This is a genomic window from Rhizobium sp. NPDC092011, assembly GCF_044756305.1.
Lineage (GTDB): Bacteria > Pseudomonadota > Alphaproteobacteria > Rhizobiales > Rhizobiaceae > Rhizobium.
This window is the reverse complement of sequence record NZ_JBIVSO010000015.1, coordinates 68404-87239: the sequence shown is the minus strand read 5'-3', so window position 1 is coordinate 87239 and position 18836 is coordinate 68404. Positions and strand designations below refer to the sequence as shown.

The 18836-nt window shown below is 56.5% G+C and carries 15 protein-coding genes; 5 read left to right on the top strand and 10 right to left on the bottom strand.

Annotated features, from left to right (window positions below; genetic code table 11):
• The first annotated feature begins 2 nt into the window (after positions 1 to 2).
• A complete protein-coding gene (locus tag ACIQJ2_RS32680; RefSeq protein ID WP_400675274.1) occupies positions 3 to 1124 on the top strand; it encodes an ABC transporter permease in 1122 nt (373 codons plus the stop codon).
• 608 nt (positions 1125 to 1732) lie between these two features.
• Here the strand turns inward: ACIQJ2_RS32680 and ACIQJ2_RS32675 are convergent.
• Both ACIQJ2_RS32675 and ACIQJ2_RS32670 read right to left on the bottom strand, forming a co-directional pair.
• The gene (locus ACIQJ2_RS32675) at positions 1733 to 2371 is read right to left on the bottom strand and encodes a GGDEF domain-containing protein (protein ID WP_400675276.1); all 639 of its coding nucleotides are present in this window, start codon (positions 2369 to 2371) and stop codon (positions 1733 to 1735) included.
• 1085 nt (positions 2372 to 3456) lie between these two features.
• Positions 3457 to 4161, bottom strand: a complete 705-nt coding sequence (locus ACIQJ2_RS32670) for an IS6 family transposase (protein WP_400675278.1) — start codon at positions 4159 to 4161, stop codon at positions 3457 to 3459.
• 569 nt (positions 4162 to 4730) lie between these two features.
• Between ACIQJ2_RS32670 and ACIQJ2_RS32665 the strand changes: the two genes are divergently transcribed.
• Positions 4731 to 5543 (top strand): hypothetical protein, encoded by an 813-nt coding sequence (locus ACIQJ2_RS32665; RefSeq protein WP_400675281.1) that lies wholly within the window; start codon positions 4731 to 4733, stop codon positions 5541 to 5543.
• A 29-nt stretch (positions 5544 to 5572) separates the two neighbouring features.
• Here ACIQJ2_RS32665 and ACIQJ2_RS32660 read toward each other — a convergent pair whose 3' ends face one another.
• The 8 genes from ACIQJ2_RS32660 to ACIQJ2_RS32625 all read right to left on the bottom strand — a co-directional run bounded on the left by ACIQJ2_RS32660 (position 5573) and on the right by ACIQJ2_RS32625 (position 14809).
• Positions 5573 to 7309, bottom strand: coding sequence for a hypothetical protein (locus ACIQJ2_RS32660; RefSeq protein WP_400675283.1), 1737 nt, complete (start codon positions 7307 to 7309; stop codon positions 5573 to 5575).
• Between the two features lie 719 nt (positions 7310 to 8028).
• A complete protein-coding gene (locus tag ACIQJ2_RS32655; protein WP_400675285.1) occupies positions 8029 to 8832 on the bottom strand; it encodes a hypothetical protein in 804 nt (267 codons plus the stop codon).
• A gap of 178 nt (positions 8833 to 9010) precedes the next feature.
• Positions 9011 to 9535, bottom strand: coding sequence for a (2Fe-2S)-binding protein (locus ACIQJ2_RS32650; RefSeq protein WP_400675287.1), 525 nt, complete (start codon positions 9533 to 9535; stop codon positions 9011 to 9013).
• The gene (locus ACIQJ2_RS32645) at positions 9532 to 12387 is read right to left on the bottom strand and encodes a xanthine dehydrogenase family protein molybdopterin-binding subunit (protein ID WP_400675290.1); all 2856 of its coding nucleotides are present in this window, start codon (positions 12385 to 12387) and stop codon (positions 9532 to 9534) included. Before ACIQJ2_RS32645 ends, ACIQJ2_RS32650 begins: the two co-directional genes overlap by 4 nt.
• 241 nt (positions 12388 to 12628) lie before the next feature.
• Complete coding sequence (locus ACIQJ2_RS32640) at positions 12629 to 12946, bottom strand: type II toxin-antitoxin system RelE/ParE family toxin (RefSeq protein ID WP_400675292.1); 318 nt, start codon at positions 12944 to 12946, stop codon at positions 12629 to 12631.
• Positions 12936 to 13217 carry a type II toxin-antitoxin system ParD family antitoxin gene (locus ACIQJ2_RS32635; RefSeq protein ID WP_400675295.1) on the bottom strand — a complete coding sequence of 94 codons (282 nt, stop codon included), beginning with the start codon at positions 13215 to 13217 and terminating at the stop codon, positions 12936 to 12938. Before ACIQJ2_RS32635 ends, ACIQJ2_RS32640 begins: the two co-directional genes overlap by 11 nt.
• A gap of 242 nt (positions 13218 to 13459) precedes the next feature.
• Positions 13460 to 13900, bottom strand: a complete 441-nt coding sequence (gene cynS, locus ACIQJ2_RS32630; protein ID WP_400675298.1) for a cyanase — start codon at positions 13898 to 13900, stop codon at positions 13460 to 13462.
• Positions 13901 to 13966: 66 nt separating this feature from the next.
• Positions 13967 to 14809, bottom strand: coding sequence for a formate/nitrite transporter family protein (locus tag ACIQJ2_RS32625; RefSeq protein ID WP_400675301.1), 843 nt, complete (start codon positions 14807 to 14809; stop codon positions 13967 to 13969).
• Between the two features lie 1277 nt (positions 14810 to 16086).
• On the opposite strand from ACIQJ2_RS32625, the gene ACIQJ2_RS32620 reads away from it, so the two are divergent.
• The 3 genes from ACIQJ2_RS32620 to nhaA all read left to right on the top strand — a co-directional run bounded on the left by ACIQJ2_RS32620 (position 16087) and on the right by nhaA (position 18682).
• On the top strand, positions 16087 to 16653 hold the full coding sequence (locus tag ACIQJ2_RS32620; protein WP_400675304.1) for a sigma-70 family RNA polymerase sigma factor: 567 nt from the start codon (positions 16087 to 16089) through the stop codon (positions 16651 to 16653).
• On the top strand, positions 16640 to 17275 hold the full coding sequence (locus tag ACIQJ2_RS32615; RefSeq protein WP_400675306.1) for an NrsF family protein: 636 nt from the start codon (positions 16640 to 16642) through the stop codon (positions 17273 to 17275). The genes ACIQJ2_RS32620 and ACIQJ2_RS32615 overlap by 14 nt, the downstream gene beginning before the upstream one ends.
• 225 nt (positions 17276 to 17500) lie before the next feature.
• Complete coding sequence (gene nhaA, locus ACIQJ2_RS32610; RefSeq protein WP_400675308.1) at positions 17501 to 18682, top strand: Na+/H+ antiporter NhaA; 1182 nt, start codon at positions 17501 to 17503, stop codon at positions 18680 to 18682.
• The last annotated feature ends 154 nt before the right edge of the window (positions 18683 to 18836 follow it).

The following is an 18836-nucleotide window of genomic DNA, read 5'->3' as shown; positions in this document are numbered from 1 at the left end:
AGATGTTCATCGCGTCGCTTCTGCGCCTCCTCACCCTCATCCGAAAGGAACTTCTCGTGATCCTGAAGGATCCGAGAAGCCGGGCGAGCCTTGTGGTGCCGCCGATCCTGCAATGCCTGATCTTCGGCTATGCCGCCACCTACGATCTCAACAACGTCCCCTATGCGCTCGTGGACCAGGACAGGACGGCGACGTCGAGAAACCTCGTCGCGAAGCTCGAAGGGTCCGGCATCTTCGAAAGAGTGGCGACGCTGACGCAGACGGGCCAAGCCGTGAGGCTGCTCGACACCAAGCAGGCCGTCCTGATTATCGTCATCGAGCATGATTTCGAGCGGCAGCTGGAAGCGGGCGTCCCCGGTACTGTGCAGGTCGTCGCGGATGGCAGGAATTCCAACACCAGCGGCATTGCGCAAGGCTACGTCAATACCATCGTCGGCGACTTCACATCCGATTGGCTTGCACAGAAGGGAGGTTCTGGGAGTGCCGTCAGGGTCACGACCCGCGCTTGGTATAATCCGCAGCTGGAAACGCGATGGAGCATGGTCCCCTCGCTCATCGGAACGATCACCATGCTGATGACGATGATGCTGACTGCCATGTCCGTCGCGCGCGAACGCGAGGAAGGAACCTTCGACCAGCTGCTTGTGGCGCCCTTCACCCCGACCGAGATCATGGTCGGCAAGGCTGTGCCCTCGATGGTCGTCGGCATCACCCAGGCATCCACTATCCTGCTGGTGGCCCTGTTCTGGTTTCGGATCCCCTTTGCCGGCTCGTTCCTGACGCTTTATCTCGGGCTCAGCCTCTTCCTTGCCGCCGCCATCGGCTTCGGATTGTTCCTGTCATCCATTGCATCGAACATGCAGCAGGCGATGATCCTCTGCTTCGTCTTCCTGATGCCGTTCATGCTGCTGTCCGGGTTGATGTCATCGACCGACAACATGCCGGAGGTTTTGCAATACGCCACGATGATCAATCCGTTGAAATATGCGATTCACATTACCCGTGGAGTCTATCTTGAAGGGGCGGGCCTAAATGCGCTGCTTCCGGACATGCTGGCGCTGGTTGCCATTGCGGCGGTGACGATGCCTATCGCCGCATGGATGTTCCGGCACCGCTTGAACTAGGTGTTGGTGGCAAGCGCCGAGCCGCGTCGTAGGAAATGAGACCCCGATCGACACGTGATCCGACCGGGGCGAGGATCGCATTCTGCAACTTCGCGCAGCAGCTCGATTTTGATCGGCTTGCTCTCGTCGCCGACGAACGGGATCGGCGGGGCAGCAGCATCGCTGTGCTGGCCTGCGACTCTGGTACCAAGTACCTACTCATAACTTGTGAGGATGAGTGGATTTCAATAAGGGGGCCCGAGCCTGTTGTATTTGGACCGAAAGATCGAGGGGATGCTCGCGCCTCGGAACGCTCCCCGAGCTGCTGTAGCGGAGGTCTCCCTATGTGCGACGAACTGAGCGGATGGTTGAGATTGGAACTGAAATAGCGCCAGATCGCGCGCTAATCCCGATTGGCATGAGGCCCGACCGTGCGGCGTTGAAATCGAGATTTCCGTCATGAAGGCTTTTGAATGAAGCCACACACAGATGTCTCATCCTTCGAGGCCTGACTAGCCTCAGCGGATCGAGACGGGCAACCGAGATCCAGCGGGCTTTGACGCCGCATCAAGGACAGGTCTCGCCTTTCCAGCCTCTGCCGCGCTGCTGCGGTGGCAGAGCCACCAGTCTCATGCGGCTGGCAACACGCTGATCGGGATGCCGTCGCTCTCGTCGTCGTTCTCGAAGGCCATTTGTTCGGCGAGTTGGCGGAGTTGGTTGAAGTCGGCCGGGCCGTCGAAGGAGATGCCGCCGAGACGGATTGCGACGGAAAGCGGCGCGCAGTTGGCGCTGAAGGTGGCCTCAGAGAGGCGCGTGCGGATGCGGGTGCCAATGTCACGGGCGTCCTCGATCGTCGCGCTAGCCAGGAATATGCCAAGTTCGTTGGTCGCCAGCCGCGCCACGAGATCGTCACGACGAACCGAGGACTGGACGATCGAGGCAAGCGACTGCATCACGATATCGGCCCATTGCGGTCCGTAGCGGCGGCCGATGTCGTCGAGCGTATCGACGATGACGGCGATGACGATGCCGCCAGCATCGGCGGCGACACGCTTGCGCCGGTCGATAAAGTGATCGACGGCCGCGGCAAAGGCGGTGCCGTTCAGGGTCTTCGTCACGCTGTCGTAGCGCGTCGCCTCTATGACGTCTTCCTGCATCTTGCGGACGACGTCGTTGTTCAGCTGCAAGGTAAAAAACAGCGGAAAGGCCACAAATGCGGAAAAAAGTACTGCACCGACAAATCCGACCAAAAATGGGCGATCCGGCATCAATAGGTTCAATAGAAATAAAAGACCAACAGAACCGACTACGGCGCACAGCGTGCCGAGCGTGGCCCTCCGCAGGGCTTTGAAAGTAGTGGCGGAGGGATGTCTCTGGTGTAGAATCATATCCGAGATATGCCCCTTTTTGATGCTGCGTGAGCTAAACATCGGCCAGAAAAAAACAGCTTAAGAAATCCGGTGAAATCTGTTGCTTTGCGCAGTTGTCTTTACGAGTTAGCTGTCTGCGAACGAATATTCGGAACCGTTGTTTGCGCTTTGTGCCCGGTTTGCGAGAGAACCTCAGCGCCTCATCGGGCCTAAGTCTTCATCTGATCGGACTTTGGTCCGTGTTCAGAAGCAGCGCTCATGACGTATTAATATCCGCAGGACGCTACTTTGCAAAGGTGTGCGTGCAAATCGGAATGGAAAAAGACATGAGAAAAATCGCAATCGCTTCGTTGGCGCTCGCAGCTATGTTGGCCGCATCGCCGGCATTCTCCCAGGTCTACTTTGAGTACGGGGTTGGACCTCGCTACGAGTATGATCGGCCGTTGCCACGATATCGCTATCCGCCAGCTTACGCATACGATGGCTATGACGGCCCGAGATATCGTTATGGCCAGCGGTGCTGGACAGAGAGGCACTACGGGTACCGTCATCACCACCGCGTTGTGGTACGTCAGACCGTTTGCGACTAGTCGCTCCCAAAGCTCAGCCCGGTTGTGAGATCGGGCCATCTTTGCATCTTCCTCGCCGCTCTTGGTCCGACTTTCGCCAAGCCGAAGCCGAACGCATCACCCGAACCTGTAAGCCACTCATAAGGTGACTCGCCCTCGGGACCTACAATTCGCATCGATTTTCATGCCAGCGGAGGGTGCCAATCCAAGGTACTTCTACCGCGCATCAGGCTCTTCTGGTCTTCGGCTGCAAATCGGGTTCTGCTTTGTGCATGGCGACCCATGCCGGGAGGTCTTGCTCAGAGCCAACCAGCGTCGCTTTTTCTACACATGAACCTCTCCAGGCTCGGGCCATCGAGCACGGGTGATGTCACGTTGTTTGACTGAAGCCGGGCGAAGGGCTTGCCGTTGAACTCAGGCAACTGTGTCAGTCACGGCCTTCCACTGTGCCATCGCGCGGATCCGATGAATGTGGGTGGCGAGGGCGGTGTGCTTCTGGTGCGGCGGGACGAAAAGATTTCGGATCGCTGAGAAGACCGAGATAAATCGTTGCAAGCCGCCGGCGGATCGAAAACCCTGCATCGCCCGCTCCCGTTTTCGTAGTGGCAAATGTGAATTTTCCGCGCGATTGTTCAGACCTTTATGCGACCGATGTTCAACGGTCGGCATCACATCCTGCTTTGCAGCTGCATAAGAGCGCAGCTTGTCGGTGATGATCCGCTTCGGTGTCTTGCCTTGCCTCTTCAGCAACCTGACTAGCAAACGCTTGGCGGCCTTCGTGTCGCGACGAGACTGGACGATTTCATCGAGAACATAGCCGTCCTGGTCGACGGCTCGCCAGAGCCGGTATTTCCGACCACCAATGGAAATCGCAACCTCGTCCAGATGCCAGATGTCCTTTCGGGACGGCTTCTTTCTGCGCAGTTGCCTGGCATATGCCGCACCGAATTTGCAAGCCCATCGGCGGATGGTTTCGTAAGATACGACAATGCCACGTTCCAGAAGCATTTCCTCCACCAAGCGCAGGCTCAGCGGGAAACGGAAATACAGCCACACCGCATGGGCAATGACCTGTGGTGGAAAACGGTGGTTCTTGTAGCTGACGATGGATGGGCTCATCGACACGGCTTAGCCATCAAGCGTTAAGCCACAAACAATGTGACATCACCGCGCAGCTTGGCGCCACTGATCGCAGTGCAACATTCACCGAGCGCAGAAAGCTGGCGGCACGCTTCCAATCGTTATCGCGCCATTATCCCTTCGCCGTAGTCGACGACCTGACTTTCGCAAACTCTTCTTATCATGCCTGCCGCGGCCATTGACGCAACGTTGTTGTCGATTGGCTTATATGCCTCTGGGAGCCCCTCGATGACGACCTATGACCATTCCGGAAGGTGTGGGGCCGACCTATTCAGAAGCTTGGCCTACCACGGTCGCTCTCAAATTCGCATGCCATCAGCGGTTCTGGTGACGAAGGCATTGTACTGCTGGCGCTCCTTCACCATAAACTGACCACGCAATCATGACGAGATTCGGTCGGGAGGATACAATTCGATCATGACGACGTGCAATATCGAAAAGCCTGACGAGGCCAGCTCAAACATATGACAGTGCGTCGCCCTTCTTCGACCAAAGTCGAGCGTGCCAAATGGATTGCATTGCGCCTAAATCAGGCGATCCCGGACGGCGTGCTCGGCAACGACAAGGAGTTGTCGGCCTGGATCAAGGTCCATGAACCTGCTTCGGATAACCAGATCAAGCAAATGAAGCGCTGGATTACGTCGGGCAAGATTGAGATGCCACCGCGTTACCCGCACGCCATGACCGCGGCGGAGGCCAGGCGCATTATCGCGGCGAATAGGCCGGTGAGAACACGTGGCGAGCAGCGTTCGTCACGACGGCAGCTTCCTTGGCTCGCGCGCAAATTGCTTTGGCTGTGGCTATTGGTCGGTGTCGCGGTGCCAATGGTCGTCGGCGTGTTCCTTCCATTATTTCTGCCGTCGACGGAGTGGGCGGCACTGATGAGTACACCGAGTCTTGCTATCGGCCTTGTATCGGCTGCGGTCTATGTTCTGGCACTGCGCACATATCAGGAGCTTCGGGGCGATTACCCAATTATCATTTGCGGCGCGGCATTGCTTGCTTTTGCGGCCGGTAGGAATATCGCCATTCTCATCGTTCCAATGATTTTCCCACTGTTCGCCGGCGGCCATGTCGAGCTGCCTTACACGGTGGTGCAAATCGACGGCTTTGAGAGCAAGGGCTGCCGCCGACCGATCAAGCTTGAGGGATTGCCCTTGATGTTCAGAGAACTGTGCGGCTTCCCCGATAGCTTTAGACAGGGCCTTGCACCCGGTATGCGCTTGAGCGTTGCAGGCTACGGAACGAGCTATGGTCTCTATGTCGAGAGTGCCCGTCCCGCAGATCCCGCATCGACTGGCGGTGCAAGCCAGCCGCGTGGAGCTCGGGATACGGATGGGCACGGCTCGAGCCTCAGATAGCCATTTTTCCTCTCCGGCAACGTGCGGGGTCAGCGAAGATTTTCTTCGATCGTCTTGTAACAGGTGTCGTTATTTCCGATGTCGGCCTTCGTCAGCGGCTTCCATTCGTCTCGATCAAAATCGAAATACTCAAGGAAGCAGCGACCGGAATCGTAGCTGAACCATTGAGCCGCAAGCAGGCGGCTTTCGAGACGATAATCCAACGCAAGATACATGTTCGCTTCGCCGCCGCGTGGAAAACTCGCGGGGCGGCCAGTCTTGTTATCGGCGACGATCACGAAGGAACATCCCGTTCCGCAACCGATCTGAATAAGGGTGTAGTGCCCTGCAAAGTTGGGTCCTTGGCGTATGCCATCACGGATGCGAGTTCTGAAGGAATTGAACTGGCGGTCTCGACCCTTGAAGTCTGGCAGCATCGTCTTCCCGGCAAATCGACCTGAGATCGGAAAGTCGGCTGGGTTTTTCCGCGCCGCACCACTCGATACGGCCGATGCGTTGGCGCCTGCAGCTATTTGCTGAGACGATGGAACGTCGCAATCATGCCAGTCCATCTGATAACCATACTCGCCTTCCCGACTGAAGCACCAGCCGACAGTCTGAAGCTTCGCTGTGATGCGCTCGCGCCTGCCACAGGCTGCCAGGGTTTCAGCCGAATCTCCGCTACCTCCGCGGCATGCTCCGTTTTGTTCTTGCCACTGCGATATCAGCCGAACCGGCGCCGAGGCTCCCTTATCCGTCTCGCTAACCTTGCCGCTCTCCGATACGATCGTACCCGTCTTCTGGTCCCAGACGAAGAAGAACTCCGCAGTTCCCGATGATATGCGATCGCCGGCGCGCTTTGCGTACCAATCGACATTTCCTTCGATACTACAAGTATTCGAACAGTTGATCCTCAGAGACTGTGGTCTTTCGCTGTAGGCCCTGATGGGCCATCGTGTCGCAAAGTCGCGCTTTGCTGTGACCACCTCAGCTTTGGGTGTCGCTTTCCCGTAGAAATCCACAGTATCGCCATACGCTTTTTCCATGAACGCGACCGCGTCGGCATTGCCATGAGACCAGGCGTCATAGTAGGCAGATATGAAGGTCCGGGCCTTCTGCTCGTCTGTCTGTGCCGGAGGTGCCTGCGTTGCGGAAGAGGGAACCGCCGGCACAACCGCTCCTGCTGTGGCAAACCGACCAGCTATATCATTGAGGTTGCCGAATGTTACCCCATAGCTTTGCATCTCACTGGCGGTGAGATACCGCATATCGTCGCTGGGTACGGAGAGACTGAGCTGAAGCAGCTTGGGATCTACGCCCATCTCCGTAAAATATGACATGATCTGTGCGGTCATCGTCTGTACCGCAGCCACGGCGGTCGGGCCATCGAGCCCGGTCCCCGCAGCAAACGAAGACTGATGAACACCGATAGCGCCCGGCTCTGCTTGGCGGATCACCCCGCCGACGAATGCCAGCGTGCAGGCGGATGCGCATTGGCTGGCACGCAGCTGGAACGTCGCTAGGCCAAGCGACCGGATCATCCTGCCGTAGGCCATGGCTGCAAGGATGTTGCCGCCGTTGCTGTCAAAGGTGACGGCTTTGGCGCCGCTTGCTGTGACCTCCCGGGAGAGCTGCTGCGGATCGTCGGATTGGCTGAATTCACCCTTCAGTAGAAGAACGGGAGCAGCGTTTTCGATTGGTATCCTCTGTATCGTCATGTCTGCATGCGCCGCTCCGAACAAGGTTGCGGATGCCACGATGGCCAGAACGGATTGACGCAGGAACACCGGTACTCACCCCAAAAAATAGCCAGATGCATGTTATCGCATCAACTGCAACGCGCAATACTGAATGCGATATCTCGACTCTTAGACAGTATTTTGAACGTCAAACGTCCAATTGGAGCATAGTGCGTCGCCCTCCATGTTGCAGCCCGTCCGCAGATGTCTGCATGACCATCTTGTTAAGGCTTGTTTTAACGGCTTTCTTGGTGGCGTTTACACGGAGATGCAGGCTGGTACGGCGACCGATCCGATACAGCAACATTGCTTGCTCGGCATGGAATTGCTGCAGTTTCGCTGACCTATCCGGGAGACAATCACCAGGATACCAGCGACCGCATGAAGCGTTGGTTGACAAGCCGTCCCGCGGTCACGTGCTCAATTATGTTCTAAGTGTATGGAGCGTCCACGATCATCTCGATAAGTCCGAAGTCGGCTTCTATGGCATTTCAGCAGGCACCTACGAGCGCACCCACGCCAGCAGAGACGATGAAATGACATCCTTGCGGGATTCTGCCGGAATTTTTGTATTTCAATCGTTTAGCTCTCACGCTTGATGATGCGCAAGTTCGATTCTTTTCAAGAGCTACGCGACGAATGTGCCGTTGGGATTGTCCTCAGTCTTGGCTATTGGCTGCAGACTGGGCGACGATAGTCGCATCGTTGATCCATTTTCCAAGACAGCTCAAGCCTTATTATTTCAGCACTAGATAGCCGGGTACGAATTAATTCGCCGGAGGGAAGGCTGGAATCGTAGTCACACGACATGCCGGCTGGTCAGGCTTCTGGCAGCACGATCTGATCTGATCCACAGAGGACTTATAGATCGCATTCCAACTGGTCTGCGTGATGCCGATATCCGGTGGCATTGCATGTGAGCCCGGAAAGCGGCGCGCCCAATCATCGGCGCCTTCGGGAAATCGTCCGGTCATTTCATCCGTCAACTGTCGGCACGTTTGCGCAATGCCGATCCGGTGACAGCCAAGGCATGAGTTGTCAGTCGGATTGAGGGCCTGGGTTGGCCAACTCCCGAAACCGATGCGATGCGGTGGATGGAGATCGACATGATAGTATGGGCCGAATGGAATGGCCGGCATTTGGCTCCAGACCTGGCCAACAAACGGCGAGAACATGAAGGGATCATTGTCGTGACAGGTTCCACAGCCGTCTTTGAACGTGACCTCCGGTGCGTTCCAAAATTCACTCGAGGCCTGGGACGTCGGCGATGGCACTTTCTCGCCGCTGACGGGTTGATTGGGTTTGCCCTCCGCCTGAAACCAGCAGGTAGCCCCGGTTCCGGGGTTATGGGCCACAATATCGATTTCATCGAACTCCATCTTGTCCGCCGGCCGGATGATCTTTTGCCGACACATAACAGCGATCTGCATGGAGCTCGTCGACAGCGAGAGGATGCGGGAGTGCGGCACGCATTGCCCGTCCGAATCCGCTCCATTCGGGAGCAAAGCAGGTCGGTCGCATGTCATGTTCTTTGTCGCTGGCACGCTTTTCCCATCGACGGTAACCGGCACGGGGACTCCAGCGCTGCAGGAGAATTCGGGGATGTCGCCCACCTGTTTGCGGCATTCAGCGCCATATAATTCCCTTGTCGCACCTATGTCGACCTGCTCTGCTTGCGATTGACCTGCAATTATATGTTGTGCTGAATACAGCAACAAGAGGAACAGACATTTGCGTGTGGAGAGACACCTAGCCATTCTGCGATCCTCCCTTCGCAAACATCGCTTCGGCCGTCTTGCGGATGGCATCGTAGTACCGAACATAGCCAGTACAGCGACAGATGTGGGAGCCAACCGCTTGTTCGATTGCCGCGTCAAGATCGCTTGGCAGGCTCCCCAATTGTCGCAGCCCGTCCAGGAATATCTGCGATGCCATTACGAAACCGGGAACGCAGTAACCGCATTGAAACGAGAACTCCTGCAGAAATGCCTCCTGAATGGGAAGCAATCCTTCCTTTGGCGTGACGCCTTCGATCGTCATGATCTCCGTGCCATCGACCATCGCCAGTGCCGTTGAACAGCTGACGACAGGCGTGGCCGTTTCGTTGGGCGTGCGAACGGAGGCGACGGTACAAGCGCGACAGATGCCTATCCCGCAGCAGAACTTTGTTCCAGATAGACCGAGATCGTCATGCAGAAAGTCGATCAATCGATCGTTTGCGCGGTCAGAATCCACCTCATGGTTGATGCCGTTGACTTTGAAGGAAATCGTCATGTCCGCAACCCCTCCAGAATTTTTGCCGGTGTTATCGGCAGCGACGTATAGCGGCGTCCCAATGCGTCATGCAGTGCGTTCGAGATCGCTGGCGCAACGGAGCACATTACTGCCTCGGCAATACCGCGGCCCGCCCCACGGTCGCCTGCGCTTTCCGGCAGTGTCACCAGTTCCTGCGCGCGCTTGCCTGGTGCGTAGGCCGTGTTCAGCGGCACATCACTCCAGCGGGGTACATGATAGCGGTTCAGGTTCCAGGTTCCGTCGGCAGGGCCGGCCATGCCATCCGGCATGTCTTCCATCAACGCGTAGCCGATTGCCATTGCGATCCCGCCCTGACTTTGTCCGGAAACAAGCTGCGGCACGAGCAGCCTGCCGGCATTCAGGATGGAAAGGACGTTCTCGATCTTTACCGAGCCGCTGCTTTTATCGACAGTTAGGCCAATGACGTTTGCGCAGGGTGCCCAGACATAACGAGAGTAACGCTGTGCGATCGCGGGCGGCGGCTTGGTGTTGGTTCGACCGACAAATGTCGGATCCTTTACATTCGGCAGATAGAAGGACAAACCGTCGAGCTGCAGATGCATGCTTCCGCCTGGCCCTGCAAAATCTGCCTCGACCCAGCTTCCTTGAATGAAAGCATGACCGAGCGCCCCTTTGGGCAATCGTTTGTCGTAGATAAGCTTTGCGAGATCCGCCCACACGATCGGGCCGGCCCCGCCTTTGACCAAAGTCAGCCGCCCATCATCCCATTTGACGTCGCCAAGACCAAGATCCTCTCTTCCCCAGATTGCCGCGGCGGCAGGTAGGACACTAGCCTGCATCAGGGCAAGCGCTGTCTGCTGTACAGTATGGACTTGATGGAGACCCGTCAGACAGGCGGAAGAAGAACCAACGCCTTTGGCTGTCCAGTGTGGATTGTTCCAATCGCTTCCATTGCCTTTGGTGGTCAGTCCGGTTTGACCGAACAGAAGATATCCGCCCATGTCGACAGCGGATGCGTTGGCACCGAGAATTGGGCCGATAACCACGCCCAAAGTCGTTGCCGATCCATTTCCCATGTCCACGGCGTCGGACTGTACCGTCAAATTGCCGTCAGGATTGATCAGGATCGCGGCGACCATTCCGTCGCCGGAGGTCCCATAGGCCTGCATCGACAACGCTATGCCCGTGCCGTAAGTCAAGCCGCGAGCGGCATAATCGGACTTGATCTTCTCCCGATCAGCCCAGAGTGGATGGGCCTCTGCTCGATCAAGTATCTCGCCGAGGCGCAGTTCCTGATCGATCGGACCACCGACGATGGTTCGACCTCCTGTGCTCGCAATATTGGCGCGTCGCAGTGCAATCGGGTCCCAGCCCTTGGATGCGGCGATATCGTCGAGCGCTGTTTCGATTGCAAGAAAGGCTTCCGGGCCACCGAACCCGCGCTGAGAGCCGCCGGTGATATCCTGAGTGTGTTTTGACTGTGCAAACACATTCGCCATCGGCAATTCATAAGACCCGCCTACGCAGAGTGCTGCCAGATTGGCAACATAGGGAGACAGGTTGCGCAGCCCGCCTCCGTTGAAATTCATCGTCGCCTCGACCAGGCGCAATTTCATGTCGGATCCGGCAACCAACTCACCTTTGATCGCGGCACCGGGACGCTTCAGACCATAACGAAATTGCTCGAATCTATCATGGGCAAGCTTGACGGGAACTCCATCGGAAAATGCGGCGGTCAAAGCCAGCAATTGGGAGAAAGGCGAGCTGTCGCGGCCACCAAAGCCGCCGCCCGGGTAGCAGCTGTGAAGGATCACTTCCTTGACGATGATGGGCGAATCTGCACCGCTGAACATGGATGCGGCGCTTGAGACATCGCCATCCGGCGACTGCGTGCCGAGCACGAGGGACAGGCTTTGAGCCTTGCTGTCATAATAGGCAAGCCCGCTCTCCGGCTCCATGAACATCGGATCCATGGCTTGCGTATCCACGGTGAACGGCTGACGAATCAGGTCCGGTGTCTGTGCCAAATACTGATCGATCTTGGCGCGGTAGGATGGGACGTTCTGCTGATATGTCGCTGGATCGGCTGTAGCATAGCTGAAGGTTTCGCCTTGTTCGAAATACTTCACATAGGTCGTTTGAGGCGACCAAGGTGCGCCCATGCCCTGCGAAGAAGCATCATCCAACGCATAAACCTGAAAACTGGCATCGTTGAATTGCATCAAGCGCTTTGCCGCCCGATAAGCCTCACGCCTGTCGAAGAGGAGCAAAGCAACCGCTTGCCCCAGGAAGTTCGGAACATTGCCGGGCTTAACGATGATATCGAATTCTACGGACGAGGACCCCTTTGCAGCGAAGGCTGTGGCCGACGCTGCGAGTGGCGTCCTGAATAGCTCGGCTACCCCCTTCTCGTGTTGGTCAATAGCCTCAGATTCAACCTGCAGATCGCGGTATCGGGCCAGTGGCGCAGCCCTGACAGCGGATTTTAGCTGATTGCCGAGGATAACACGCTTTGGCTTTGAGCCGTCCGGCAAGTAACTCAAGTCTACATTCAGGAACTTGTGGTCTGTTGTCAAAGCCGGCAGATAAAGCGCGTACCATTGATCGCGGCCCCAACCCATATCGGCGGAATTGAAGTCTCGAGCAAAGACCTTTTGACCGGTCACCTTTGCGCGGCCGTCGATCCGCTCATTCGCCACGCCGGGAGGCGAGGCTTGCATCTCTGTCGAATTACCCCGCGACTGGTTCGCATTTGTCCTTTCTGGAGGCCCCAGGACGGTGACTGCGATAAGTCCTACAGTGCCTTGCAGGAAGCTGCGCCGCTTGATGGGTAAATCCGCGAGCTTGTTGTGGAAGGTCATATCGTTCATTGCGCATCCCTCGCCAATAAAGTGAAGAGACTTTAAGCAACTCGACCGATTGGGATGCACGAAGACGAGGCGTCAAACAGGGCATATGCTGACGGAATTCACTCGCATATGCTCTTGTGAAAGCACTTTAAACTATAGGAATTATCACCCGGAAAGCGTGCAGTCGCAATCGTCTGCACATAGTATTTGCACCCATAGGTAAGTCAAGACGAATTGCGACATCGGGTGCCCAAGGCGATCTTTAACTTTTGAGAAGGTTACGCAAATCGCGCCGGCCATCGACAACACGCACAATATATATGGTGTGAACGGGCTCCTGATCAGTGTCAGGAATCGTCTCATAGAGAATCACATACGGCGCTTGCACCAACATCCGTGCCGTGGGTGCGATTTCGGGATGACGCTGCCCTAACCGCGGTTGAGCGGCCAAAAGGCCGACTTTCTGTCTAAACTGCTTATAATAGCGTTCAGCCGCTTGTGGTTGGTGAAGACCGATCTCGACATAGATACTGATAACGTCGTCCTCGGCCTGAGGCGACCAAACGAGCTTAACCCCCATGATTACGAGCGGCGTTCAGTTTCTGGCGAGCCTTTTCGTGGGCTGCGTCGAAATCAACCGCTTTCGGTGCGCCGCTGGCTAGACCTTGCGCCCACAATTCGCGCAAATGCTGAATATCGTTCTTCCGGCTAGCCCATTTCGCGGACCAGTCACGCATGGCTTCGCGCACAATTTCGCTGCTGCTGGCATAAGCACCGCTTTCGACCGCGTCGCGCAGAAGCTCAGCTTGCTGTGCTGTAACTGCAATGCTGACCTTTGAGACATTAGACATGATTGCCCTCTTCAGCCATTTGGTAGGAAAGCTTACCACCAAATCGATGGTCGGGCCAAGAAAATTGCGAGAAGAACGCTTGATCCCTCGCGGCTCATTTGAAACGGCAACGGTCTTCCGTTCCTTTCCCAGCCAGGAAAACGCACCGGAAGACTCTAACCAAAGCTGGTCCAGTTTGAAGAGTCCAGATCATTTGCGAGGTCCTTTGCGCCCATAACGCGGGCCTGCCGGCGTTTTCGACGTTACCAACGATTGTAGGGGAGAAATTTCCCGCTCATTCTGATTTCGATTCGGTCTCCTTTGGGATTGGGAACTTTCTCAACGCTCATTTCGAAGTCGATGGCACTCATGATGCCGTCGCCACCCTTTTCCTGAATCAGCGCCTTGAGCGTCTCGCCGTAAACACCGATGATTTCATAAAACCGATAAATGCAGGGATCGGTGGGTATTGGCTGACTGAATATCTTTGTCGGAAATTCGGAAAGCACAATGGCTGCTTCCTGGGGCAGCCCCAGTGTTTCCACCAGTCGATCTGCCTTGTCGCGCGGCAATGAATTCATACCAAGGCACGCCGATGTGGTGAAAACATCCGACAGATCGATGGCTTCAGCGATCTGCGCCCAAGTCAGGCCGCTGGATCGCTTTCGTTCAATAATCATTTCAGCTACGTCGACTTTGTTCATGACTTGCCTCGTTATTCTACGCTTGGGTGTGCGGTTCGAAATGATACGTGACTTCCGGCCGCCGGGTTACTCGGCTGCGGCTAGGGTCGCCGTCTCGTCCTGTGGCTTACGCTTTGCGGCCGTGCGGGCATGTGTTGCGTAAAGCGTCAGGCCAACAAACGTTATGCCGCCAACCAGATTTCCGACCACTGTGGGAATCTCGTTCCAAACGAAGTAATCCCGAATGGAGAAGTTTCCGCCCAGCATGAGACCAGAGGGAAAGAGGAACATGTTCACGACGGAATGCTCAAATCCCATATAGAAGAAGAGCATGATCGGCATCCACATCCCGATCACCTTGCCGGACACCGAGGTCGACATCATCGCGGCCACGACGCCAGTCGAGACCATCCAGTTGCAGAGTACGCCACGAATGAACAGCGTCAGCATACCGCCGGCGCCATGTGCTGCGTAGCCCACTGTACGGCCTTCTCCGATATGACCGATCGCCTGTCCGACCGCATTTGGCTCTGTGGTGAAGCCAAAGGTAAACACGATAGCCATCATCACCGCCACTGTCAGTGCACCAGCAAAATTGCCCAGGAAAACAAGTCCCCAGTTACGCAGTACCCCGCCAACCGTGACGCCAGGCCGCTTGTCAATTAGTGCAAGCGGCGCAAGCGTGAATACCCCCGTCAGGAGGTCAAATCCCATCAGATAAAGTAGGCAAAAGCCGACCGGGAAAAGAACTGCACCGGCCAACGGCTGTCCTGTCTGGACATTGATGGTGACCGCGAAGACGGCAGCCAATGCAAGGATTGCCCCGGCCATATAGCCACGGATCAAGGTGTCTCGCGTTGACATAAATACCTTGGATTCGCCGGCGTCGATCATTTTTGCGACGAAGTCAGTTGGTGCAACATAGGCCATTTGGGTTCCCCTTGCTGTTGTTGCTCGTGACCCGAGGGAGCGTTGCCGTCGGCAATTTGAGCACAAAAAAACGCCGCATGGAGCTTGCATCCGAGGAAAGAGATTTCCGGACTGCAACAACCTTGCGACGTCGGTGTCTTTGTAGGCGCCTATCACGCGCCTATTCGTCCAGATCTCCATTGATCCGGACATTCTTAAACAAGCAAACTGCGTGCCAGTTTAAAGGATAGGCTCTAGAGGATTGTTTTTAAGCATGAATGACGTGCTTTTGATTTCGGCCGATTTTGATCTGTGCGGATAACAGCTCAAAAAATAAGCTCCCATTGTCGTCATGACACGCGGCCCCGGTGATGTCAGATTACACATATCTGAAAAAGCTCGAACGATTAACGCTGTCATTTGCCGGATGCGGGGTCACGACGATTACGATAAATTCCGGCGGTGGGAAACGAGCGCGGCAAATGGCAGATAAGATAGGCGCCAAGCGTCTCCGCATCGGCTACGGACCGCCTTTGAGTGCGGCGAAGCTACAGTCTCTCTTGTTTCGAGACCGCGTGGGATCACGCTGTTAAGAATGGCCTGTTCAACTCTCACCCAACGGGCCAATTCGATGTGATTGCAGTCGACAACTCAAAAAAGATGCCCCGCATCAAGACGGGGCAAAACTAGGAGCGGAACCCTTCGAAAAACGGGGGAAGAGCCTAAGTTCATTACACCACAGAGTGTCTATTTCCACAAGAGTCGGTGAGTTCCGCCTGTCCTGCGGCTTCGTGCCGGACCCCACAATCGCACCATCGCGGATCTTCGCGCATGCAGGCAGAGCGACACAGTTGCCGGGACCGAGCGAACATCTGCATGATCAGGCCTGGCTGAACACTACCGTAGATGAGAATTCCAGGTTTCGATGGAAGCATTTTGCAATCGACAGGCGGGGTTGGCCGTTGTGCCAATCCTACGTCGTTTCGAGCCTTCTACGACTTTGCTCCGTGACCATGACGGTCGGGTCCAGCATACCCCTTGGACGATGCTCTTGATGCGATCTGAGAAATGCCAAAGCGAGATCAGAAGGCGGGGCAAGCCATGGCTGGCTTGCTTTGCGGGTAACCGAGCAGTGACGGTGGGTGTTACAACGGCCCGTTCGATTTTTTCGCATGCGCCCTTGCCGTTTGCGCGCTTGCAAGCGAAAAACCTGAGTCAAAGATGTTCGTGACTTTCGCAAGATTATTATACCAGGGCGGTAACAAAATCGTGTGCCCATCCGTAGAGGACTATGTTGGGTGAAACATTCGGCGCGTGAGGAAGAATGGGCAGGCTGGATGCGCAGCGCCGTGGAAGGCGACAAGCGGGCCTATCATCGCTTTCTTTCCACCGTGACGCCCCATCTGCGCGCCATCGCACGGCGGCGTTGCGATCAGTTCGGCGCACCGGTGAGTGAGGTGGAAGATGTGGTTCAGGAAGTTCTGCTCGCCGTCCACTTGAAGCGCAGTACGTGGGATCCGGTGCGTCCAATCGGACCATGGCTGTCAATGATCGTCCGCAATAAGCTGATCGACAGCCTGCGCCGCCGGGGCCGTCATGTCGATGTGCCGATCGACGACGTGATGACAACGTTGGAGGCCAGCGAGCAGGCCGGCAGTTTGGATCGGCTTGAGGCTGAGCATATGCTGCAGCGTCTGAGGGATCCGCAACGCGATATCGTCCGTTCCATTTCTATCGAAGGGGCGGAGATACGTGAAACAGCCGTGCGGCTGAAGATGACCGAAGGTGCGGTTCGCGTCGCATTGCATCGCGCGCTGAAGTCGCTGGCAGCCTCATACCGGAGTGAGATGAGTGAAGACCAATGACCTGATCAGTTTGCTTGCGGAAGACGCGCCTGTCCGGTCCCTTCTTGGGCCGATGCTCCTGCGCGCGCTTCTTGCCGGGATCGTCATCTCCGCCCTTTTGCTGCTTGTGACCGTCGGCGTCCGCCGCGACATGGCAAGCGCCATCGAAACAGCGCGGGTCCTCTTCAAGATATTCACGACGCTGACGCTCGCTGTCACGAGCTGTGGCTTGGTCTTTCGTATTGGCCGGCCCGGCGTACCACTCAAACTCTCGGCGCTCTGCCTGCTCATCCCGCTCCTACTGCTGATTGGGGGCGTCGCAACCGAATTGACCGTCATCCCGGAAGGTGCCTGGCGCGCAGCGCTGCTTGGTCGCAATGCGGGCTTCTGCCTGTTCTTCGTCCCAGTGTTGTCGCTGGCTCCACTTTCAGGTTTTCTCTGGGCGCTCAAAAACGGCGCGCCAGCGCATCCCGCGCTCGGCGGTGCCATTGCCGGCCTTGCCTCCGCGGGGCTGGCAACCGCGCTTTACGCCTGGCATTGCCCGGACGACAGCCCGCTCTTCTTGGCGACCTGGTATACGATGGCAACAGCCGCAGTCACCGCTCTTGGCGCAATCCTGGGATCGCGATATCTGAGGTGGTAGAGGAACGTAACGCGTGTCGAGTTGCCGCTTTTATCGGCTCGGACGCCGCCATCCATGCACGATATCGACGTTTGATTTCCTGCTCATCGAGTTTGCTCACGAAGAGGTAGCAAAGATCGCTTCATTGCTTATAGTGCGCGCTTAAACGGTCGTGTGCTGCGTGCGACAGGGTTCAATCAGCCATCAACGGAGACTAAGGAAACCTCTTTCGAGAAATGAACAGCCATGTCCAAAATCCTGCCTGTCGGACGTATAAACTCTACGCTCAGGCAGTTTCTCGATAGCGAGGCATCCGGCGGACTTGTCTTGATGTTCGTGGCAGCATTGGCAATCGTGACGGCGAATTCATCGCTGGCCTCCAGCTACTTCTCCACCCTTCATGCCCATATCGGCCCGCTCAGCATCCTGCACTGGATCAACGATGCTCTGATGGCGATCTTCTTTCTGCTGGTTGGCCTTGAGATTAAGCGAGAAATGCTCGACGGGCAGCTCTCCTCGTGGAGCAGGCGTATCCTCCCTGGCGTCGCTGCGGCCGGCGGAATGCTGGTGCCGGCCGGGATATATGTCGCGGTCAACAGCGGCACCCCTGATACTCTTCGAGGCTGGGCAATACCGACGGCGACCGATATTGCTTTTGCCCTCGGCGTCTTATCACTTCTGGGGTCTCGCGTCCCTGCATCGCTTAAGGTCTTCCTGGCCGCACTCGCCATCATCGACGATCTTGGCGCGGTCATTGTTATCGCCTTGTTCTATAATACCGGCATCTCAATACCCGATTTAATCGGCGCTATGCTCGTCCTTCTCATCCTGTTCGTGCTCAACCGCCGGCAGACCAATTCGCTCGTGCCCTATCTGCTGTTGGGGGCTGTGCTTTGGGTCTTTGTCCTGCGGTCCGGGATCCACGCAACATTGGCCGGCGTATTGCTCGCGCTTTTCATCCCCATCACCCTCACGCGCGGGAAACCAGAAGCAACTGATGACGCATCGCCCTTGCATCGCCTCGAGCACCTTCTCGCGAAGCCAGTGGCATTCGTGATCGTGCCAATATTCGGTTTTGCGAATGCCGGCGTATCGTTTCAGGGAATTTCGCCCACAGTGATGGTTGAGCCGGTCACGCTTGGCGTTGGACTGGGCCTGATTTTGGGAAAGGTGACGGGTGTGTTTGGCGCTGTGCTTTTGATGGTCAAGCTCAAGCTTGCCGATCGTCCGGCTGGTGCCAGTTGGGGACAGGTCCTCGGTGTTTCCTTGCTTTGCGGGATCGGCTTCACGATGAGCCTGTTCATCGGCCTGCTTGCTTTTAATGATCCCCTGTTCCAGGATCGCGTCAAGATTGGCATTCTTGCGGGTTCACTTACCGCCGGCGTGCTTGGTTACATAGGACTTCGCTGGGCGGCGCGCCGCGAATAACACTTCGGCTCGGAAGACCGAGGAGGAGAGGCGCAGCCAGGTCGAGCAATGAGCACCTTTCTCTCAGGGGACCAAGCTTGATGGCGATTTTCTCCAGTTGCCACATGGCCGCAACCCTCCATCACTTGGCAACTGAAATAATGGCGCAGATATT